The organism is Sphingomonas sp., from assembly GCF_019746015.1.
Lineage (GTDB): Bacteria > Pseudomonadota > Alphaproteobacteria > Sphingomonadales > Sphingomonadaceae > Sphingomonas.
The window spans coordinates 1-16826 of the sequence record NZ_JAIESM010000050.1 but is presented as its reverse complement, the minus strand read 5'-3'; the positions used below and the strand labels follow the sequence as shown (position 1 = coordinate 16826).

The 16826-nt window shown below is 67.9% G+C and carries 14 protein-coding genes, 1 tRNA gene and 1 pseudogene; 8 read left to right on the top strand and 8 right to left on the bottom strand.

Annotated features, from left to right (window positions below):
- From K2Y03_RS07760 to K2Y03_RS07745, 4 genes and pseudogenes are all read right to left on the bottom strand, one after another.
- Positions 1-121: pseudogene (locus K2Y03_RS07760) on the bottom strand (16S rRNA (adenine(1518)-N(6)/adenine(1519)-N(6))-dimethyltransferase); the annotation flags it as partial.
- On the bottom strand, positions 118-1113 hold the full coding sequence (gene pdxA, locus K2Y03_RS07755; RefSeq protein ID WP_294089734.1) for a 4-hydroxythreonine-4-phosphate dehydrogenase PdxA: 996 nt from the start codon (positions 1111-1113) through the stop codon (positions 118-120). The gene pdxA and the pseudogene K2Y03_RS07760, both read right to left, overlap by 4 nt.
- 38 nt (positions 1114-1151) lie before the next feature.
- Complete coding sequence (locus K2Y03_RS07750; RefSeq protein ID WP_294089732.1) at positions 1152-2459, bottom strand: peptidylprolyl isomerase; 1308 nt, start codon at positions 2457-2459, stop codon at positions 1152-1154.
- A 104-nt stretch (positions 2460-2563) separates the two neighbouring features.
- On the bottom strand, positions 2564-4843 hold the full coding sequence (locus K2Y03_RS07745; RefSeq protein ID WP_294089730.1) for an LPS assembly protein LptD: 2280 nt from the start codon (positions 4841-4843) through the stop codon (positions 2564-2566).
- 161 nt (positions 4844-5004) lie between these two features.
- Here K2Y03_RS07745 and K2Y03_RS07740 point away from each other — a divergent pair, with 161 nt between their 5' ends.
- Together K2Y03_RS07740 and K2Y03_RS07735 are read left to right on the top strand one after the other, a co-directional pair.
- Positions 5005-6483 (top strand): leucyl aminopeptidase, encoded by a 1479-nt coding sequence (locus K2Y03_RS07740; protein WP_294089729.1) that lies wholly within the window; start codon positions 5005-5007, stop codon positions 6481-6483.
- A gap of 28 nt (positions 6484-6511) precedes the next feature.
- The gene (locus tag K2Y03_RS07735) at positions 6512-6949 is read left to right on the top strand and encodes a DNA polymerase III subunit chi (RefSeq protein ID WP_294089728.1); all 438 of its coding nucleotides are present in this window, start codon (positions 6512-6514) and stop codon (positions 6947-6949) included.
- A 34-nt stretch (positions 6950-6983) separates the two neighbouring features.
- Here the strand turns inward: K2Y03_RS07735 and K2Y03_RS07730 are convergent, their stop codons facing one another.
- Positions 6984-8390 carry a serine protease gene (locus tag K2Y03_RS07730; RefSeq protein ID WP_294089727.1) on the bottom strand — a complete coding sequence of 469 codons (1407 nt, stop codon included), beginning with the start codon at positions 8388-8390 and terminating at the stop codon, positions 6984-6986.
- A gap of 214 nt (positions 8391-8604) precedes the next feature.
- Here K2Y03_RS07730 and ndk point away from each other — a divergent pair, with 214 nt between their 5' ends.
- Positions 8605-9027, top strand: a complete 423-nt coding sequence (ndk, locus tag K2Y03_RS07725) for a nucleoside-diphosphate kinase (RefSeq protein ID WP_294089726.1) — start codon at positions 8605-8607, stop codon at positions 9025-9027.
- A gap of 23 nt (positions 9028-9050) precedes the next feature.
- Here ndk and K2Y03_RS07720 read toward each other — a convergent pair whose 3' ends face one another.
- The 3 genes from K2Y03_RS07720 to purM are packed head-to-tail and all read right to left on the bottom strand — an operon-like array spanning position 9051 to position 11100.
- Positions 9051-9428 (bottom strand): MmcQ/YjbR family DNA-binding protein, encoded by a 378-nt coding sequence (locus tag K2Y03_RS07720; RefSeq protein WP_294089724.1) that lies wholly within the window; start codon positions 9426-9428, stop codon positions 9051-9053.
- Complete coding sequence (purN, locus tag K2Y03_RS07715; protein ID WP_294089722.1) at positions 9425-9997, bottom strand: phosphoribosylglycinamide formyltransferase; 573 nt, start codon at positions 9995-9997, stop codon at positions 9425-9427. Before purN ends, K2Y03_RS07720 begins: the two co-directional genes overlap by 4 nt.
- Positions 9994-11100: a phosphoribosylformylglycinamidine cyclo-ligase gene (gene purM, locus K2Y03_RS07710; RefSeq protein ID WP_294089720.1), complete on the bottom strand. Its 1107-nt coding sequence runs from the start codon at positions 11098-11100 to the stop codon at positions 9994-9996. Before purM ends, purN begins: the two co-directional genes overlap by 4 nt.
- 61 nt (positions 11101-11161) lie before the next feature.
- On the opposite strand from purM, the gene K2Y03_RS07705 reads away from it, so the two are divergent.
- From K2Y03_RS07705 to K2Y03_RS07685, 5 genes are all read left to right on the top strand, one after another.
- Entirely contained in the window at positions 11162-12382 is a 1221-nt protein-coding gene (locus K2Y03_RS07705) for a heavy-metal-associated domain-containing protein (RefSeq protein ID WP_294089719.1), read from the top strand.
- Complete coding sequence (locus K2Y03_RS07700) at positions 12379-13038, top strand: chromosomal replication initiator DnaA (RefSeq protein ID WP_294089718.1); 660 nt, start codon at positions 12379-12381, stop codon at positions 13036-13038. The genes K2Y03_RS07705 and K2Y03_RS07700 overlap by 4 nt, the downstream gene beginning before the upstream one ends.
- Positions 13031-15190: an RNA degradosome polyphosphate kinase gene (locus K2Y03_RS07695; RefSeq protein ID WP_294089735.1), complete on the top strand. Its 2160-nt coding sequence runs from the start codon at positions 13031-13033 to the stop codon at positions 15188-15190. The genes K2Y03_RS07700 and K2Y03_RS07695 overlap by 8 nt, the downstream gene beginning before the upstream one ends.
- A 9-nt stretch (positions 15191-15199) precedes the next feature.
- Positions 15200-16696 (top strand): Ppx/GppA family phosphatase, encoded by a 1497-nt coding sequence (locus tag K2Y03_RS07690; protein WP_294089716.1) that lies wholly within the window; start codon positions 15200-15202, stop codon positions 16694-16696.
- Between the two features lie 55 nt (positions 16697-16751).
- A tRNA-Arg gene (locus K2Y03_RS07685) sits at positions 16752-16825 on the top strand.
- Position 16826: the final 1 nt, after the last annotated feature.

Here is a 16826-nt window from a genome sequence, read left to right as displayed (position 1 = left end):
CGGGAATGGCGGCAATGCGCGCCAGCAGCTGGCCGTCGAACAGGAAATTCTGGCCCAGCGCCTTGCTCGCCACCAGGCCATGCCGCGCGATCACCTCGCGCAGCGGCGGCAGCGCGGTCATAATCCGCTCGTCAGCCGGTGTTCGGCCGCGTCCGCCGCCATGCGGATCGCGGCGATCATCGCGCCGGGATGGGCCAGCCCCTTGCCGGCGATGTCGAAGGCGGTGCCATGGTCGGGCGACGTGCGCACGATCGGCAGGCCCAGCGTGATGTTCACGCCCTCGTCGAAGTAGAGCGTCTTGATCGGGATCAGCGCCTGATCGTGATAGCAGCACAGCGCCGCGTCATACCGGGTGCGGGCGCGGGGGTGGAACAGCGTGTCGGCGGCGAACGGCCCGGTCGTGTCGATCCCCTCGCTCAGCAGAATTTCCATCGCCGGGATGATCAGCTCGATTTCTTCGCGCCCGATCATCCCCTGTTCGCCGGCATGGGGATTGAACCCGGCAAAGGTCAGGCGGGGCGCCTCGATGCCGAAATTCCGGGTCAGGCCCCGGGCGGTGGCGCGGCCGCGCGCGACGATCAGCTCCACCGTCAGCAACGCGGAAACCTCTGCCAGCGGCACATGGGTGGTCATCGGCACCACGCGCAGATCCGGCCCGGCCAGCATCATGATCGCATTTTCGCGCGCAATGCCGCAGCGTTCGGCAACGAATTCGGTCTGGCCCGGGTCGGTGAAGCCGATCTGGTAAAGCTGCGCCTTGGAAATCGGCCCCGTCACCAGCGCGCCGGCCGCGCCCGATCGCACCAGCCCCACGGCCATTTCCAGCGATTGCAGCGCGCAGCGTGCGCCATCGACATCGGGCGTGCCGGGCATGATATCGCCCGCGTCGTGGACGTTGAGCACCGGCAGCGCGGTGCCGCACAGCGTGGCCGCCTGTGCCGGCGCGTCGATCAGCGCGACGGGCCCGTCCCACACCCGCTCGATCGCGCGCGGGTCCCCCACCGCGAAAAAGGCCGGCAGGCGGGCCGTGTCGCGCGCGGCCCAGGCCTTGGCGATCACCTCCGGCCCGATCCCTGCCGGGTCTCCCATCGATATGGCGACCGGCTCGATCATGGTGCCCTCAGGCTATCGTTGGGTGGGGGGCGGCGCAATCAGCGATATTCGATCACGGCATCGCGCCGCAGGTCGCGCAGCTTGTGGTCGGCGCGCAGGTTCATCGCCTGATCCTCCACCGAATTGCGGATCTGCTCGGCGCTGGGCAGGCCGCCCGCGGTCGGTTCGTCGCGGCCGCACATGATGAGCGTGCGCACCCCTTCAGCCTTTGAGCCGAAGGGTGGGGTCGACTCGCCCACCTGCATCTTCAGCAGGATATTCTGCAGCTGCGGGGGCAGGTCGCGCACGCGGATGGAGGCATTGTCCACCACTTCGGCGCCCAGCGCACTGGCCACCTTGGCGCTGTCGCCACAGCCCTTGATCTGCTGGATCGCCTTGGAGAAGGCAGCGACCCGGTTCGACGCCTCCGCCTCGGTAATGTCCGGCGGGAAGGCGATCGACAGCTGGCGCAGGTTCAGCTTGGTGTCGCGTATATCGGCCATCATCAGCTGGCGCTTGTCGACCAGATAGATCAGCGAATAGCCGCCCGGCACCTCGATCGGGCCGGCCAGCTGGTTGGGCTCCATTTCCGATGCGGCCTGGGCAAGGCCCTCGGGCAGCGTGCCCGGCTTCACCCAGCCCAGATCGCCGCCGACGCCGCGCGTGGAGGCTTCCGACCGGGCGAGCGCAATATCCTCGAACCGGCGCTTGCCGGTCTTGATTTCCTCCATCAGCGCGCGTGCCTCGCTCAGCACCTGCTGCTCGCGCTCGGGCGTTGCCGTCAGATAGATTTCCTTGATGTGGAATTCGGACGTGCCCTTTTGCGTTTCCAGCCGCTTCAGGATCGACTGCACCTCGGCGTCGCTGATGTTCACCGGCACCATCCGCCGCTGCAGGAACCGGCGCCAGGAGATTTCGGCCTCGATCTGGCGGCGGAGGCTGCGTTCCGACGAGCCGATCGAGCGCAGATAGGTGCGCATTTCGCCCACCGGTCGCTGGAACCGGGCGGCGACGCGGGTGAAGCCGCTGTCGACCTCGGCCGGGTTGATCTTGATGTCGGCCGCGCGCGCTTCCTGCAACTGCAGCGTTTCATCGACCAGCTGCGACAGGATCTGCACGCGCAGCGCCTCGCGCTCCTCCGCGTTCAGCTTCAGCTCGTTGGCGGCAATGATCAGCGCCATGCGGTGTTCGACATCGGTGCCGGTGATGACGGCGTCGTTCACGATGGCGGTGGGCTTGCGCACATTGGGATCGCGCTTGCCGAATACCTGCAGGTTGGCGGGAATGTTCAGCGGGTTTTCCGGTGTCGACTGGTCGGGCACCGTCTGCGCGAGGGCGGCACCGCACAAAGCGAGCGCGGCACCCATCAGGGCTAGAGTGCGAATCGGGGAAAGCTTCATCAATCTCGTCCGCTTGCGATTGAGTAGGGGGTGGCGACAGGCATCCTGGCTGATCGCGGCTGAACCGCGTCTTAGCGGCCAAGGTTCTTGAAGGAAAGCGTCAACAAGAAGGCATCGCCCGATCGCGCGTCGCCGGTATCCTGATAATCGCGCCGCCAGGTGATGCCCAGGCGCAGACAGTCATCCTCATAGGTAACGCCGGCGCGGTGCCGCACGGGCGAAAATCCGTCGGTCAGCGAGCGTGGGTCGGCGCGCCTTGTGGTCAGGTCGATCACGCCCGATCCGAACACCGACCAGAAGCGGGTGATCTGCAACCGGCCGCCGGCGCGCACTTCCTCGCGGTCGCGCAGATCCTCCAGCGTCGGCGTGATCTGGCGGTTGAGCCGCAGATAGCCGAGCAGCAGATAGCTGCCGCGCGTGCCGACGGTCAGGTCCAGCTCGTTGCGGCGGAAACCGAAATTGTCCTTGTCCAGCCGGAACCGGTGGGTCACGGCGAGCAGGTCCTGAAAGCGGATTTCGGTGCGGCCGACAATGTCCGACAGGCTGTCAGAAAATCCGGTTCCTACCGGCACGAATTCGGGCAGGCTGCTGAAGCGATAGCTTTGGCCGATATTGCCGGTGATGGTGAAGTCCGGCAGCGTCAGCCCCCAGTCGACGCCATAGACGAAGCGCGTTGTGCCGCCGAACCGGTCATAACCGGGGAAGCGGTTGAGCGCGAACAGGTTCGAGTCCTCCAGGTCCACCGCGCGCGAATCCTCGTTGGGCACGAGCAGGTTTGCAATTTTGGGTGAGGCGACCAGCTGCGCGCGCGGCGTAACCCGTAGCGCGCCACCCAAAGCGCGGCCGATGAACGGCCATTTCACGTCAACGGCGAAGGCCGCAATGCCGCGCACGGTAACGCCGCGGTTGCCGCGATAGCTGGCAACCGTCGTCAGCTCGGTCTGCACCGCGTTGTAAAGGTCGCCGCGCAGATAGCCGGTCAGCGTCAGTTCCTGGCCCCAGGGCAGCACGCGCCGCATGTCCCATTTGCCGCTGACGAAGGCGCGCTGCGTATCCTGGCCCGATGAGCGCGAAATGGCGATGGTGTTGGCCTGAAGCTCCAGCACCCCGGTCAGCACGCCCCGGAAGCGGCGGCGATAATCGATTTCGGGCAGCGCCACCGGCTGCAACCCCTGGCGATCGTTGATGCGCAGCGTCTGCACCGCCCAGCCGGTGATCGCGAAATAGCTGTCGGTGTCAATCCGGTCGACGCGCATCGTGCTGCGCAACAGGTCGTCGCGCGAAATGTCGTAGCGGCGCAGGAAGGTGCGGTCGCTGGCGACGCGGAACGACCCGCTCGCGCTCCAGTTCTCGCCCAGGATGAAGCGGCCGGACCCTTCCAGATAGCCGCGGAACACGTTGTTTACGGTGCGCGGCGGCGCTTCGCCGAACAGTTCGGCATCGGTGCGGTCCGACGCGGTGGCATAGCCGGCAATGCGATAGGCGCCGCTGCTGGTGAGCGCGGTATACTCCGCCTGCGCCATCGGCAGCAGCCGGCTGAAGAAGCGCGGCGTGATCTTCAGCCCGCGATTCTCGCTGATCGAGATGTAATAGGGCTGGGCATATTCAAAGCCGTTGACCACGCCGAAGCGGATGTCGGGGGCCAGCAGGCCGGTATTGGTGCCGTTGCCGACGGGGTTGGAAAAGGCCGGCAGCGGAATGGTCGCCACGCCGAACACGCTGATCTGCGCGCCCTTGTAATAGACGCGCTTCTTTTCCGGGTTGTAGAAGATGCGCACCGCCGAGATTTTCCAGCTCGGCTGCTTGGGGCAGTTGCCGGAATCGACCACGGCGCAGGGCGTGAACGCCGCGTTGGTGAGCGTGATGCCGCTTTCATCGCGCCGGCCCTGCTCGGCCGCCAGCCTGGCGCCGCGATCGAGCACGACCAGCATATTGTCGACCACGCCGTCCTTCAGCGTGTCCGTGAGCGTGATCTCGTCGCCATAGGCGGTGTCGCCCCGGGGGTTGATGACAACGACATTGCCATTGGCCACCACCTGGCCGGTATTGCGGTTCCACACCACCCGGTCGGCGCGCAGCCGATTGCCCTCACGATACATGCGCACATCGCCGGTGGCGACGATGATGTCCTTTTCGGTGTCGTAATCGACTTCGTCGGCGCTGAAGCTGACCGGGTGTGCGGTGTCGCTGGCGCTGCCGGGGTCCTCGGGATTACCTGCCCGGTCGGGCGTGGCGGGCTCGGGCGGCGCAGGCAGGCTCGCCCGGTCCTGCAGGCTTTGCGCCAAGAGCGGCGCCGGCGCGACGAGCACCGCCAGCGTCGCGCAGGACTCCAAGAGCGCACGAAACCTCACGAAAAAAGCGACCCCTTTGTTGCCCGTGCGGCTTTTGCCGCTTTTCCCGCCCTATCGCATCGCTTGCCGGCCGGGGCAATCGCGGCGCTGCCCGGTTTGACGCGGGCGCGCTTCGTCTTAAAGGAGCCGCTGCGCGCCCGACTCAACGATAAGGCTTGACCATGGATATCCGCTTCGCCCCGACCGTTCCCGAAACCGCCACGCTGCTGGCCATGCCGGTGGAGAAGGACGGGCTGGACCGGCTGGTCTTTGGCGCGCTCGACACGGCAGCGCAGACGCTGATCCTGTCCGCCGCGCGCGCCGCGCGATTCGAGGGCGAGGCTGGCACCATTGCCGAGGCGTTTGTCAGCCATGGCGGTCATGTGGTGCAGCTGCTGCTGATCGGTGTCGGCACCGGCGGCGAAAGCGATTATGAGCGCGCAGGCGGCGCGCTGACCGCGAAGCTGCTCTGCTCGGGGGCGAAGACGGTGGCGGTCGACTGGGCCGCCTTGCCCGGCGCTCCTTCTGCGGCGGCGGTTGCCCGATTCGCGGTCGCGGCCCGGCTGCGCGCCTGGCGGATCGACACCTATCGCACCAAGCTGCCCGAAAAGCAGAAGCCGACGCTGTCCGAAATGCTGCTCGCCGCCGCGCCGGAAGGGGCGGCCGACGCCTGGGCGCATCAGCAGGCCGTGGCCGACGGCGTGGCGCTTACCCGCTCGCTCGTCTCCGAACCGCCCAATGTGATCTACCCCGAAAGCTTCGTCGCGCGGGTGCGTGCCGATGTCGCGGGGCTGGGGCTGGAGCTTCAGGTGCTGGGCGAGGCGGAGATGACCGCGCTCGGCATGGGCGCGCTGCTCGGCGTCAGCCAGGGCTCGGTGCGTGAGGCGCAGCTGCTGGTGCTGAAATGGCAGGGCAAGGGGCCGGGTGACCCCGACCTCGCGCTGGTCGGCAAGGGCGTCACCTTCGACACCGGCGGCATCAGCCTGAAGCCCGGGCCGGGCATGGAAGACATGAAGTGGGACATGGGCGGCGCCGGCGCGGTGGCCGGCGCGATGAAGGCGCTGGCGCTCCGCAAGGCACGCGCCAACGTGATCGGTGTGTGCGGGCTGGTGGAGAATATGCCCGACGGCAACGCCCAGCGCCCCGGCGACATCGTAACGTCGATGTCGGGGCAGACGATCGAAATCCTGAACACCGATGCCGAGGGCCGGCTGGTGCTGTGCGACGCGCTGACCTGGGTTCAGCGCAACCACCGCCCGAAGACGATCATCGATCTGGCAACGCTGACCGGGGCGATGATCATTTCGCTCGGCAGCGAACATGGCGGGCTGTTCGCCAATGACGATGGCCTGGCCGACCAGCTGCTCGCCGCCGGCAAGGCAACCGGCGACCTGCTGTGGCGCTTCCCGCTGGCCGATGCCTATAACAAGCTGATCGACAGCCCGATCGCCGATATGAAGAATGTCGGCCCGCGCGGCGCCGGCTCGATCACCGCCGCGCAGTTCCTGCAGCGCTTCGTCGACAAGGGCGTGCGCTGGGCGCATCTGGACATTGCCGGCATGGTGTGGGCCGACAAGGCCGGCGCGACTTACGACAAGGGCGCCACCGGCTATGGCGTGCGCCTGCTCGACCGGCTGGTCGCCGACCAGTTCGAGGGGTGAGCGCGCGCCGCGCCAGGGCGGAGGGGCGATGCAGGTCGATTTCTATCACCTGACGCGCCAGCCGGTTGAGCGCGTGGTGCCGCAACTGGCCGAGCGCGTGGTGGCGGGTGGCGGGCGGCTGCTGATCGTCAGCGCCGACCCCGCGCAACGCGCCCTAATCGATGCGCGGCTGTGGGACTATGCGCCCGCCAGCTTCCTGCCCCATGCCGAAGCCGGCGGCGCGGCCGATGCCGAGCAGCCGGTGCTGATCGCCGGCGACAGCGCGGCCGGCAACGGCGCGCGCCACATCCTGATCGCCGATGGCCAGTGGCGCGACGCGGCGCTGGGCTTCGACCGCGCCTTCCACCTGTTCGACGACAGCGTCATCACCGCCGCCCGCGCCGCCTGGAAAGCGCTGGCCAATGCCGAAGGCGTCGAGCGGCGCTACTGGAAACAGGGCGAACGCGGCTGGGAACAGGCGGGATAAGCCTTAGCGGATCACCCCGCCCGCAGCGACCGGGCTACAGGTTGCTCCGGGTAACCTCCTGAAAGATGGCGGGCGAACTTCCGGCGTGAGGCGCTTCGGTCACGATGTAATATCGCGCATTGTCGAATTGAACGTTCGGGTCGTTGACGAACATGTTCTCCGGATAACGCTTGCACAGTGCATAGAAATACACGCCCGCGATGCAATCGATCCTGTCCTTTATGACGCTGGGATCGAGAATTTCCGCAAAGCCGATGATGGCCGCCAATTCCGTCTCGTTCAGCCGGCGCGCGCGCGCGGGGCAGACAACCTTTAAGGGTTCGCGTGGGCCGTCGCCGCCGTAATAGCATCCGTCAAAGGGTAGAACGATATCATCTGCCCCCTGAATCGATGCCCCAAATCGGTCCATCTGCCGGTCGCCCGGGCCAATCACGACCGGCTGCTTGAACACCCAGCGGGTATGCAGATCGGCGTCATGGCCTGGCGTCTTGCCGTTGGGCAGAACTATGTCGAACAGGCTGCGCGCGCGCAGGTAGAAGGCGGCCCGCTGTTGCGCGATCCACCACGAAAAGGCCGAAACGCGGGTGAACACGGTGGGTGAACCGCAGCTGGCGCCGGTGGAATCGATGCCGACCTGCACCGCGGTTGCGGGTGCGCCATTGGCGGGCGCGACATATTGGGCGACAAGCGGGCCGCCGCTGTCGCCTTCGCAGGGCGCGGAGTTATTCGGGCCGAACCCGGTGCAGAAACGGGTGGTCGTCTCCAAGGAGCAACCGGCAAGCTGCCTGATGGTGGTATAGAGCAGAGCGGCCGAGCTTGGGCCATTATACGCCGTCGAGCCCCAGCCGGCGATGAAAAGGTCGCCGGCCAGCGACGTACCGGTCTTGTCCAGTTGAACCGGCGCGCTGGCATTCAGCGGCAGGCTGACCAGCGGGAAGCTGTCCTTGGTGAAGATCAACGCGATGTCGTTCAGCAGGGCGCCGTTCGCTTCCCGCGTGAATTGCTCGTGCACCGCAATGCTGTCGACTTCGGTGAAGCGCCAGTCGAGCGTGGAACGCGCAAAGCCCGATGGTGGCAACGTACTCTTGCCGCTGAAGATCGTGATTTCGCTTGGCAACATCTGTTGCCCTTCCCGGGGCGCACCTTTCCCCCAGTACATGCAGTGCGCAGCGGTCAGAATGACGCGCGGGGCAATGATCGATGCGCCACAAAGGTGGAAATAGGTCGATCCGCCAGGAAAGTCTCTGATGAAGCCCATGCTGACCTGCCATGGGAATTGCTGGATGTTGTTGGCGAACTGGCCGCGCACGATCTGCGGCTTGGCCCGGACGCGCGCGGGCTTCGCCGACTGCCCGGCATCGCCAGCACGTGTGGGCGGCGCGTGGACCGCCATCACCAGACCAAGCGCAAACATGCAGGCCTTCATCGCCTGTCCGATCATTCGGCGCATTACTCTCCCCCTTTTGCCATGCTCAAGTCGTTCAACTCGTTACGATATCAAATCAATCGGTCAATGCCAGCTCAGGCATGGGGTTGAGGCTTTTGGGCTTGGCAAGGCTGGTTCACCCGGCGACCTGCCCTTGTCGGCACGCGTGAAACTGGCTAGGGCCGCGCGGCGAATCCTCCCCTTTTTCTTGCACAGGAGTTACCCGGCGATGGCCGTTACCCGCACCTTCTCGATCATCAAGCCCGATGCCACCCGCCGCAACCTGACCGGTGCCGTCACCAAGATGCTGGAGGAAGCCGGCCTGCGCGTTGTCGCGTCCAAGCGCATCCGCATGTCGCGCGAGCAGGCCGAGGGCTTCTACGCGGTGCACAAGGAGCGCCCCTTCTTCAACGACCTCGTCAGCTTCATGATCTCCGGCCCCGTCGTGGTGCAGGTGCTGGAGGGTGAGGACGCGGTGAAGCGCAACCGCGACATCATGGGCGCGACCAACCCGGCCAATGCCGAACCGGGCACCATCCGCCGCGAACTGGCCGAGTCGATCGAGGCCAATTCGGTCCACGGCTCGGACTCGGACGAAAACGCGGCGATCGAGATTGCCTATTTCTTCAAGGCCGACGAACTCGTCGGCTGAGCCACCGCCGGGGCAGGGCGCCGTCAGTCGGCGGCGTCCACCCGGGCGAGCAGGCGCGGCGGCGCGGCGAGGCGCCAGCTCATCGCGATGCGGTCTTCCACCCGCGCCCAGTCGACCGCATCGCCCGACAGATGGATGCCGATCCACCCGCTCGGCCCCAGATAGGGCGGGATGAAATAGCTGTCGGGGTCGATCTCCATCAGCATGGCCTGCTCGTCGCGGCCGCCTGTCTTCACGACGACGGCAAGGCGGCCGTCGCCATGGTGGTTGTGCCAGAAATAGGCGAAGAACCGCCCCTTCATCACGTAAAAGCCGGGCATGCCGTGCGACAGTTTCTCGGCGGCGTCGGGCAGCGCGAGCGCGATCTGCCGCACGCGGGCGAGCGGGTCTGCCGCGCTCACCGGCTGACGAACTGCGCGAGCGTGCGCGGATAGAGGCGATGCTCGGCGGCCAGCACGCGCGCGCCGAGCGTGGCGGGCGTATCGCCGGGCAGGATCGGCACCACCGCCTGCGCCAGCACCTCGCCCGCGTCCAGGTCCTCGGTCACGACATGGACGGAGGCGCCGGCGGTCTTGTCCCCCGCCTCGATCGCGCGGGCATGGGTGTCCAGCCCCTTATATTTGGGCAGCAGCGAGGGGTGGATGTTCAGGATGCGCCCGCGCCAGCGCGCGACGAAATCGTCGGACAGCAGTCGCATATAGCCCGCCAGCGCCACGAACTCGGCGCCGGCGTCGCGCAGCCGCGCGTCGATTTCGCTCTCATAATCGGCCTTGGCGCGGCCCTTGGTGCTGACGGCGAAGGTCGGCAGTCCCTGCTCGGCGGCCCAGGCAATGCCGGGCGCGCCCGGCTTGTCGGAGGCGACCAGCACCACGTCATAGGGGCATGTCGCCTCCCGCGCCGCCGCCACCAGCGCCTGCATGTTGGAGCCGCGCCCCGACAGCAGGATGGCAACCTTGCGGCGCGCGGTCATTGGTGGTGCACCGCACGCCAGGCGGCGCGCGCGCTCCACGTCTCGGCGCCGCCATGCACGGTGCAGCCGCGCTGCCCGCTTTGCACCTGGCCGATGGTGAACACCGTCTCGCCGGCCAGGCGCATCGCTTCTGCAACGCCTAGTGCCTCATGCTCGGCGACGATCACCGCCATGCCGATGCCGCAGTTGAAGGTGCGGGCCAGCTCTTCGGGCTCGATCCGCCCCTGTGCCTGCAGGAACGCCATCAGCCGGGGCAGCGGCCAGGCGTCGGCGTCCACCACCGCATGCATGTCGCGCGGCAGCACCCGGGGGATGTTCTCCAGCAGGCCGCCGCCGGTGATGTGCGCCAGCCCCTTAATGCGCCGCTCGGCGATCAGCGGCAGCAGCGCCTTCACATAGATGCGCGTCGGCGCCATCAGCGCGTCGATCAGCAGCACATCCTGGTCGAACAAGGCGGGGTGACGCATCTTCCAGCCCTTGTCGGCGGCCAGCCGGCGCACCAGCGAAAAGCCGTTGGAATGCACGCCTGACGAGGCCAGCCCCAGAATCACGTCGCCCGGGCCGATGGTGGCGCCGGTCAGCACCCGGTCGCGCTCCACCGCGCCCACGCAGAAGCCGGCCAGGTCGTAATCGCCCTCGGCATACATGCCGGGCATTTCGGCGGTCTCGCCGCCGATCAGCGCGCAGCCGGCAAGCAGGCACCCCTCGGCGATCGAGGCGATCACGCGCTCGGCCACTGCCGGCTCCAGCCGGGCGGAGGCGTAATAATCCAGGAAGAACAGCGGCTCGGCACCCTGAACGATCAGGTCGTTGGCGCACATCGCGACCAGATCGATGCCGACGCCTTCGTGCCGGTCATGCTCAATGGCAAGCTTCAGCTTGGTGCCGACACCGTCATTCGCCGCCACCAGCAGCGGATCGGTGAAGCCCGCCGCCTTCAGATCGAAAAAGCCGCCAAAGCCGCCCAGATCGGCATCGGCGCCCGGTCGCCGGGTGGCGCGGGCCAGCGGCGCGATGGCGCGCACCAGCGCATTGCCGGCGGCAATCGAAACACCCGCCTGGGCGTAGGTATAGCGGTCGGGCGGGGCGTTATCCGTGCTCATGCACGTCGCCTAGCGATAACGCGCTTGGATTTCCACGTCTGGTTCGCCAAAAGGGCGCGCAATGCCCCTGCGCCCGCTGCTTTTGCTGATCGCCCTGGTCGCGCTCCTAACGCTGGGGGCGAGCATCGGCGTGCATGCGCAGCGCGGCGGCAGCAGCTTTGAGGTGAGCGGCGTCGAGGTGGACGCGAGCGCCCCCAATGCGGAGGCCGCGCGCCAGGCCGGGTGGCGGATGGCGCAGCGCAAGGGCTGGGTGATGCTGTCGCGCCGGCTGGGCGCTGGCGGCGGCATGCTGCCCGATGGCACGCTCGATTCGATTGTCTCGGGCATTGTGGTTGAGCGCGAGCAGATCAGCCCGACGCGCTATATCGCGCGGCTGGGCGTGCGGTTCGACCGTGACCGGGCGGCCGCGATCCTGGGCGTGTCGGCGGCGATCACGCGCTCGCCGCCGCTGCTGCTGCTGCCGATCATGTGGTCCGGCGGCGCCCCGCTGGCATTTGAGCGCAAGAGCGCCTGGGTCGATGCCTGGGCGCGCTTCAACACCGGCAACAGCGCCATCGACTATGTTCGCCCGGCAGCGACCGGGCCTGATCCGCTGCTGCTGAACCATGGCCAGATCAACCGGCGCGGGCGCGGCTGGTGGCGGTCGGTGCTGGCCGCCTATGGCGCGCAGGATGTGGTGATCCCGATTGTCCACATCTATCGCCAATGGCCGGGCGGGCCGGTGGTGGGCGATTTCCAGGCGCGCTTCGGGCCGGACAATCTGCTGCTGACGCGCTTTTCGTTGCGGGTGCGCAATGGCGAGGCTTTGCCCGCGCTGCTCGACGCCGGCATCAAGCGGATCGACGAGACCTATCAGCAAGCGCTTTCTGCCGGCACGCTGCGCGTCGACCCCGGCCTGCTCGCACGACTGCCGGCAGCACCCGTCGATGTGCCGGTGATCGACGACTCGATCCTGGGCAATGATCAGCTGCCGGTGGCGACCGCAGCGGCCACCTATATCGTGCAGGTAGACACCCCCAGCAGCGCGGCGGTGGATGCAGGGCAGGCCAGCCTGCGCGGCGTGCCCGGCGTGCGCGGCGTGTCTCTGGTCAGCCTGGCGCTGGGTGGCGTCTCCGTCCTACGGGTGAGCTATGAGGGCGATCTGGGCGCGCTGCGCGCAGCACTGGAAGCACGCGGGTGGCAGGTGATTTCGGGGACCGGCGCGCTGCGCATCACCCGGCCTGCGCGCCCCGCGCCGATCCTGAACCCCGATCTCTCCTCGGACAATTCGCTTTCGGGATGAACCAGCTTGCCCTGCCGCTGGTCTGGCCGCCTGACCCCAGCGACGATGATTTTCTGCTGAGCGCAAGCAACCGCATGGCGGCGCAGATGCTGCGCGACTGGCCCAGCTGGCCCGACCGGGTGGCACTGCTGACGGGCCCGCGCAAATCGGGGCGCAGCCTGCTCGCGCGGCTGTTCGCCGGGGCAAGCGGCGGGCAGGTGATCGACGATGCCGAAGCGCAGGGCGAAACCGCGCTGTTCCACGCCTGGAACGCGGCGCAGGCGGGCGCGGTGCCGCTGCTGATCGTGGCCGATGCGCCGCCGCCCGAATGGCGGGTGCGGCTGCCCGATCTGCGCACGCGGCTGGCGGCGACGCCGGTCGCGCGCATTTTGCCCCCCGATGAGGCACTGGCGGCGGCACTGCTGGAGCGTGGCTTCCTGCGGCGCGGGCTCGACGCGCGGCCTGATCTCATCCAGTGGCTGACCGCGCGGCTGGAACGCAGCCATCTGGCGCTGATCCGCGCGATCGATGCGCTGGACGCGGCGGCATTCTCCAGCCACAGGCGCTTGTCGATCCCGCTTGCGCGGGCCACATTGGCGGCCGCCGGCCTGATACCGGGGCAGGCTGCCGAATCAGGGGACATTGATGGACCGCCCGACGCTCGCCGAAATGGATGACGACGACGCCGTGACCGAGCCGGCGGGCGGCGGTGCGCGCTATTTCAACCGCGAGCTGAGCTGGTTGAGCTTCAACCGGCGGGTGCTGGACGAGGCGTGCAACCCCGCCCACCCGCTGCTCGAACGGCTGCGCTTCCTGTCGATCTCCGCCTCCAATCTCGACGAGTTCTTCATGGTCCGCGTCGCCGGCCTGCGCGGGCAGCAGGTGGAGGAAGTGGACGAGCTTTCCGCCGACGGGCTGACGCCGGCGCAGCAGCTGGCGCTGACGGCAGCCGAGGCCGACCGGCTGATGGACAGCCAGCAACAGGTGTGGAGCACGCTGCGCGGCCTGCTGGCGTCGAGCGGGATCACCGTGCTCGACACGCGCGACATCAAGGGCGCCGATGCCAAATGGCTGGAGGTGCATTTCCGCAACCAGATTTTCCCGATCCTCACCCCCCAGGCGCTCGACCCGGCGCACCCGTTTCCGTTCATTCCCAACAAGGGCATGAGCATGGTGTTCGACCTGCAGCGCCAGAGCGACGGCAAGGTGTTCCGCGAGCTGGTGATGCTGCCCACCGCGCTTGGCCGCTTCGTGCGGCTGCCGGGGGAGGGCGCGCGCTATGTGGCGATCGAAACGCTGATCCGGCGTTTTACCAATCTGATGTTTCCCGGCTATGTTGTGAACGGTTCTGCCGCGTTCCGCGTGCTGCGCGACAGCGACCTGGAAATCGAGGAAGAGGCGGAGGATCTGGTCCGCTATTTCGCCAAGGCGATCAAGCAGCGCCGGCGCGGCCGGGTGATCCGGCTGGAGCTGGAGCCGCAGATGCCCGCCGAGATCGAGGCGCTGTTGAAGACCGAGCTGGGCGGGACCGAGGCGATCATCACCGAAAGCGCGGTGTTTCTGGGGCTGGGCGATCTGGCCGCACTGGTCGACGAGGACCGGCCGGACCTGAAATTCACCCCCTTCACCGCGCGCTTTCCCGAGCGGATTCGTGAATTTGGCGGGGATTGCTTTGCCGCGATCAAGTCCAAGGACATCGTCATCCACCACCCGTATGAGACGTTCGACGTGGTGCTGGCCTTTCTGCGCCAGGCGGCGGCCGACCCCGATGTCGTGGCGGTCAAGCAGACACTCTACCGCGCCGGCAAGCAGCCCGGCGTCATCAACGCGCTGATCGCGGCGGCCGAGGCGGGCAAGTCGGTGACCGCCGTGGTCGAGCTGAAGGCGCGGTTTGACGAGGAGCAGAATCTGCTCTGGGCCTCTGCGCTCGAACGTGCCGGCGTGCAGGTGGTCTATGGCTTTATCGACTGGAAGACGCACGCCAAGGTCTCCATGGTCGTGCGGCGCGAGGGCGGCGGATATCGCACTTATTGCCACTTCGGCACGGGCAATTACCACCCGATCACCGCGCGCATCTATACCGACCTGAGCTTCTTCACCGCCGATCAGGATATCGGCCGCGATGCCGCGCAGATGTTCAACTATGTGACCGGCTATGTCGAACCCAGCGACATGGCGGTGCTGAGCATGAGCCCGCGCGATCTGCGCGCGCGGCTGGTGGAGCTGATCGACGCCGAGATCGGCTTTGCCCGCGCCGGCAAGCCGGCGGCGCTGTGGGCCAAGATGAACTCGCTGGTCGACCCCGCGATCATCGACAAGCTCTATGAGGCAAGCGGCGCGGGCGTGCAGATCGACCTCATCGTGCGCGGCATCTGCTGCCTGCGCCCGGGCGTGCCGGGCATGAGCGAGACGATCCGGGTGAAATCGGTCGTCGGCCGCTTTCTGGAGCACAGCCGCATCTGGGCGTTCGGCAATGGGCGCGCGCTGCCCAATGACGGGGCAAAGCTGTTCATCTCGTCGGCTGACTGGATGCCGCGCAATTTCGACCGGCGCGTGGAATATATGCTGCCCATCCTCAACAAGACCGTGCACGATCAGGTGCTGGATCAGGTGATGGTGGCCAACCTGATCGATAATGAACAGAGCTGGGAGCTGCAGAGCGATGGCCGCTATGTCCGCACCGATCCCGGCGACCGGCCGTTCAACCTGCACCGCTATTTCATGACCAATCCGTCGCTGTCCGGGCGCGGGGCGGCGCTGGCCAAGAGCGTGGCGGTGCCCAAGCTGTCGCTGCGCGGGCGGCGGCGCGGCCGCGCGAGCCAGGGCTGAGCCAGCCGCGTGGCGACGCTGTTCTTCCGCAAGCCCCGCGCGCAGCAGGCCGATGATGCCCGGCTGGGCGTGATCGACATCGGCTCCAACTCGATCCGGCTGGTCGTCTATCAGGGGCCGGCGCGGCTGCCCGCCATCCTGTTCAACGAAAAGGTGATGGCGGGGCTGGGGCGCAGCTTTGCCGCAACCGGCGAGATTGATGCGGGCGCCATGGCGGTCGCCCGCGACGCGCTGCGCCGCTTCACCGCCGTTGCGCGCGAGATGGAGGTGACGCAGCTGCGCACCGTCGCCACCGCCGCCGTGCGCGATGCGGCCAATGGCGCCGAACTGCTTGCCGCCGCCGCCGCGCTGGGGCTGGAGGTGGAGCTGCTGTCGGGCGAGCAGGAAGCGGTGGCGGCGGGGCTGGGCGTGATCTCCGCCATTCCCGATGCCGACGGGATTGTCGGCGATCTGGGCGGTGGCAGCCTGGAACTGGTGCGGGTGAAGGCGGGCGCGGTGCATGAGCGCGCGTCGTTTCCGCTGGGCGTGCTGCGCCTGCCCGCGCTGCGGGCCGATAGCGGCCGCAAATTCGCCCGCCGCGTCGGCAAGCTGCTGGCGGAGGCCGGGTGGGAAGGGCGCGGCGCGGACCTGCCCTTCTATCTGGTCGGCGGATCGTGGCGGGCGCTCGCCCGGCTGGACATGCACCAGAGCGGCTATGCCCTGCCGATCATCCACCATTACCGGCTGAGCCCGGAAGCCATCACCCGGCTGGGCCGCACGCTGTCCCACATTTCCAAGAGCAGCCTGCGGGCCATTCCCAGCCTGTCTGCCGCGCGCCTGCCGACGCTGGGCGACGCCGCCGCGCTGCTCGGCGTGCTGGTGCGCGAGCTGGGTGCGCGCGAGACGATCGTGTCGTCCTTCGGCCTGCGCGAGGGGCTGCTCTATGGCGCGCTCAACGCCGAGCAGCGCGCGCAGGACCCGCTGATCGCCGCCGCGCGCGACGAGGGGCGCCGGCTCGGCCGCTTTCCCGAGCATGGCGATGTTCTGGACGACTGGATCGCGCCGCTGTTCGCGGGCGAGGATGCCGCCCACACCCGGCTGCGCCACGCCGCCTGCCTGCTGGCCGATGTCGGCTGGCGCGCCAACCCGGAATTCCGCGCCGAACGCGGCATGGAGATTGCGCTGCACGGCAATTGGGTGGCGATCGACGCGGCTGGCCGCGCGCTGCTGGCGCAGGCGGTGTTCACCTCGCTGGGGGGCGGCCTGGTTTCCCCCGATCCCCTGGCCGCGCTCGCGCCGCCGGCCGAGTTGCGCCACGCGATGGCCTGGGGGCTGGCGATGCGGCTGGGCCAGCGGCTGTCGGGCGGGCTGGCCGGGCCGCTTGAACGCTCCACGCTCACCCGCGATGGCGACGCGGTGGTGCTGACCCTGAAGCCCGGCGACATCGCGCTTTACAGCGAAGCGGTGGAGCGCCGGCACCGGGCGCTGGCCACGCTGCTGGGCGCGACCATGGTGCTGCGCCACTGACGGGCGAAAGGGGCTTGCGCGGGCGGCATCCCCCTTCTATAGCGCCGCTTCCCGCGCGCCCGTAGCTCAGCTGGATAGAGCATCAGACTACGAATCTGAGGGTCGGACGTTCGAATCGTTCCGGGCGCGC

Excerpts from the sequence above, each read along its gene's own strand:
- K2Y03_RS07705 (WP_294089719.1), top strand. The coding sequence starts at position 11,162 with ATGCCCCTGCGCCCGCTGCTTTTGCTGATCGCCCTGGTCGCGCTCCTA.
- ndk (WP_294089726.1), top strand. The coding sequence starts at position 8,605 with ATGGCCGTTACCCGCACCTTCTCGATCATCAAGCCCGATGCCACCCGC.
- K2Y03_RS07695 (WP_294089735.1), top strand. The coding sequence starts at position 13,031 with ATGGATGACGACGACGCCGTGACCGAGCCGGCGGGCGGCGGTGCGCGC.
- purN (WP_294089722.1), bottom strand. The coding sequence starts at position 9,997 with ATGACCGCGCGCCGCAAGGTTGCCATCCTGCTGTCGGGGCGCGGCTCC.
- pdxA (WP_294089734.1), bottom strand. The coding sequence starts at position 1,113 with ATGATCGAGCCGGTCGCCATATCGATGGGAGACCCGGCAGGGATCGGG.
- K2Y03_RS07730 (WP_294089727.1), bottom strand. The coding sequence starts at position 8,390 with ATGATCGGACAGGCGATGAAGGCCTGCATGTTTGCGCTTGGTCTGGTG.
- K2Y03_RS07740 (WP_294089729.1), top strand. The coding sequence starts at position 5,005 with ATGGATATCCGCTTCGCCCCGACCGTTCCCGAAACCGCCACGCTGCTG.
- K2Y03_RS07735 (WP_294089728.1), top strand. The coding sequence starts at position 6,512 with ATGCAGGTCGATTTCTATCACCTGACGCGCCAGCCGGTTGAGCGCGTG.
- purM (WP_294089720.1), bottom strand. The coding sequence starts at position 11,100 with ATGAGCACGGATAACGCCCCGCCCGACCGCTATACCTACGCCCAGGCG.
- K2Y03_RS07750 (WP_294089732.1), bottom strand. The coding sequence starts at position 2,459 with ATGGGTGCCGCGCTCGCTTTGTGCGGTGCCGCCCTCGCGCAGACGGTG.
- K2Y03_RS07700 (WP_294089718.1), top strand. The coding sequence starts at position 12,379 with ATGAACCAGCTTGCCCTGCCGCTGGTCTGGCCGCCTGACCCCAGCGAC.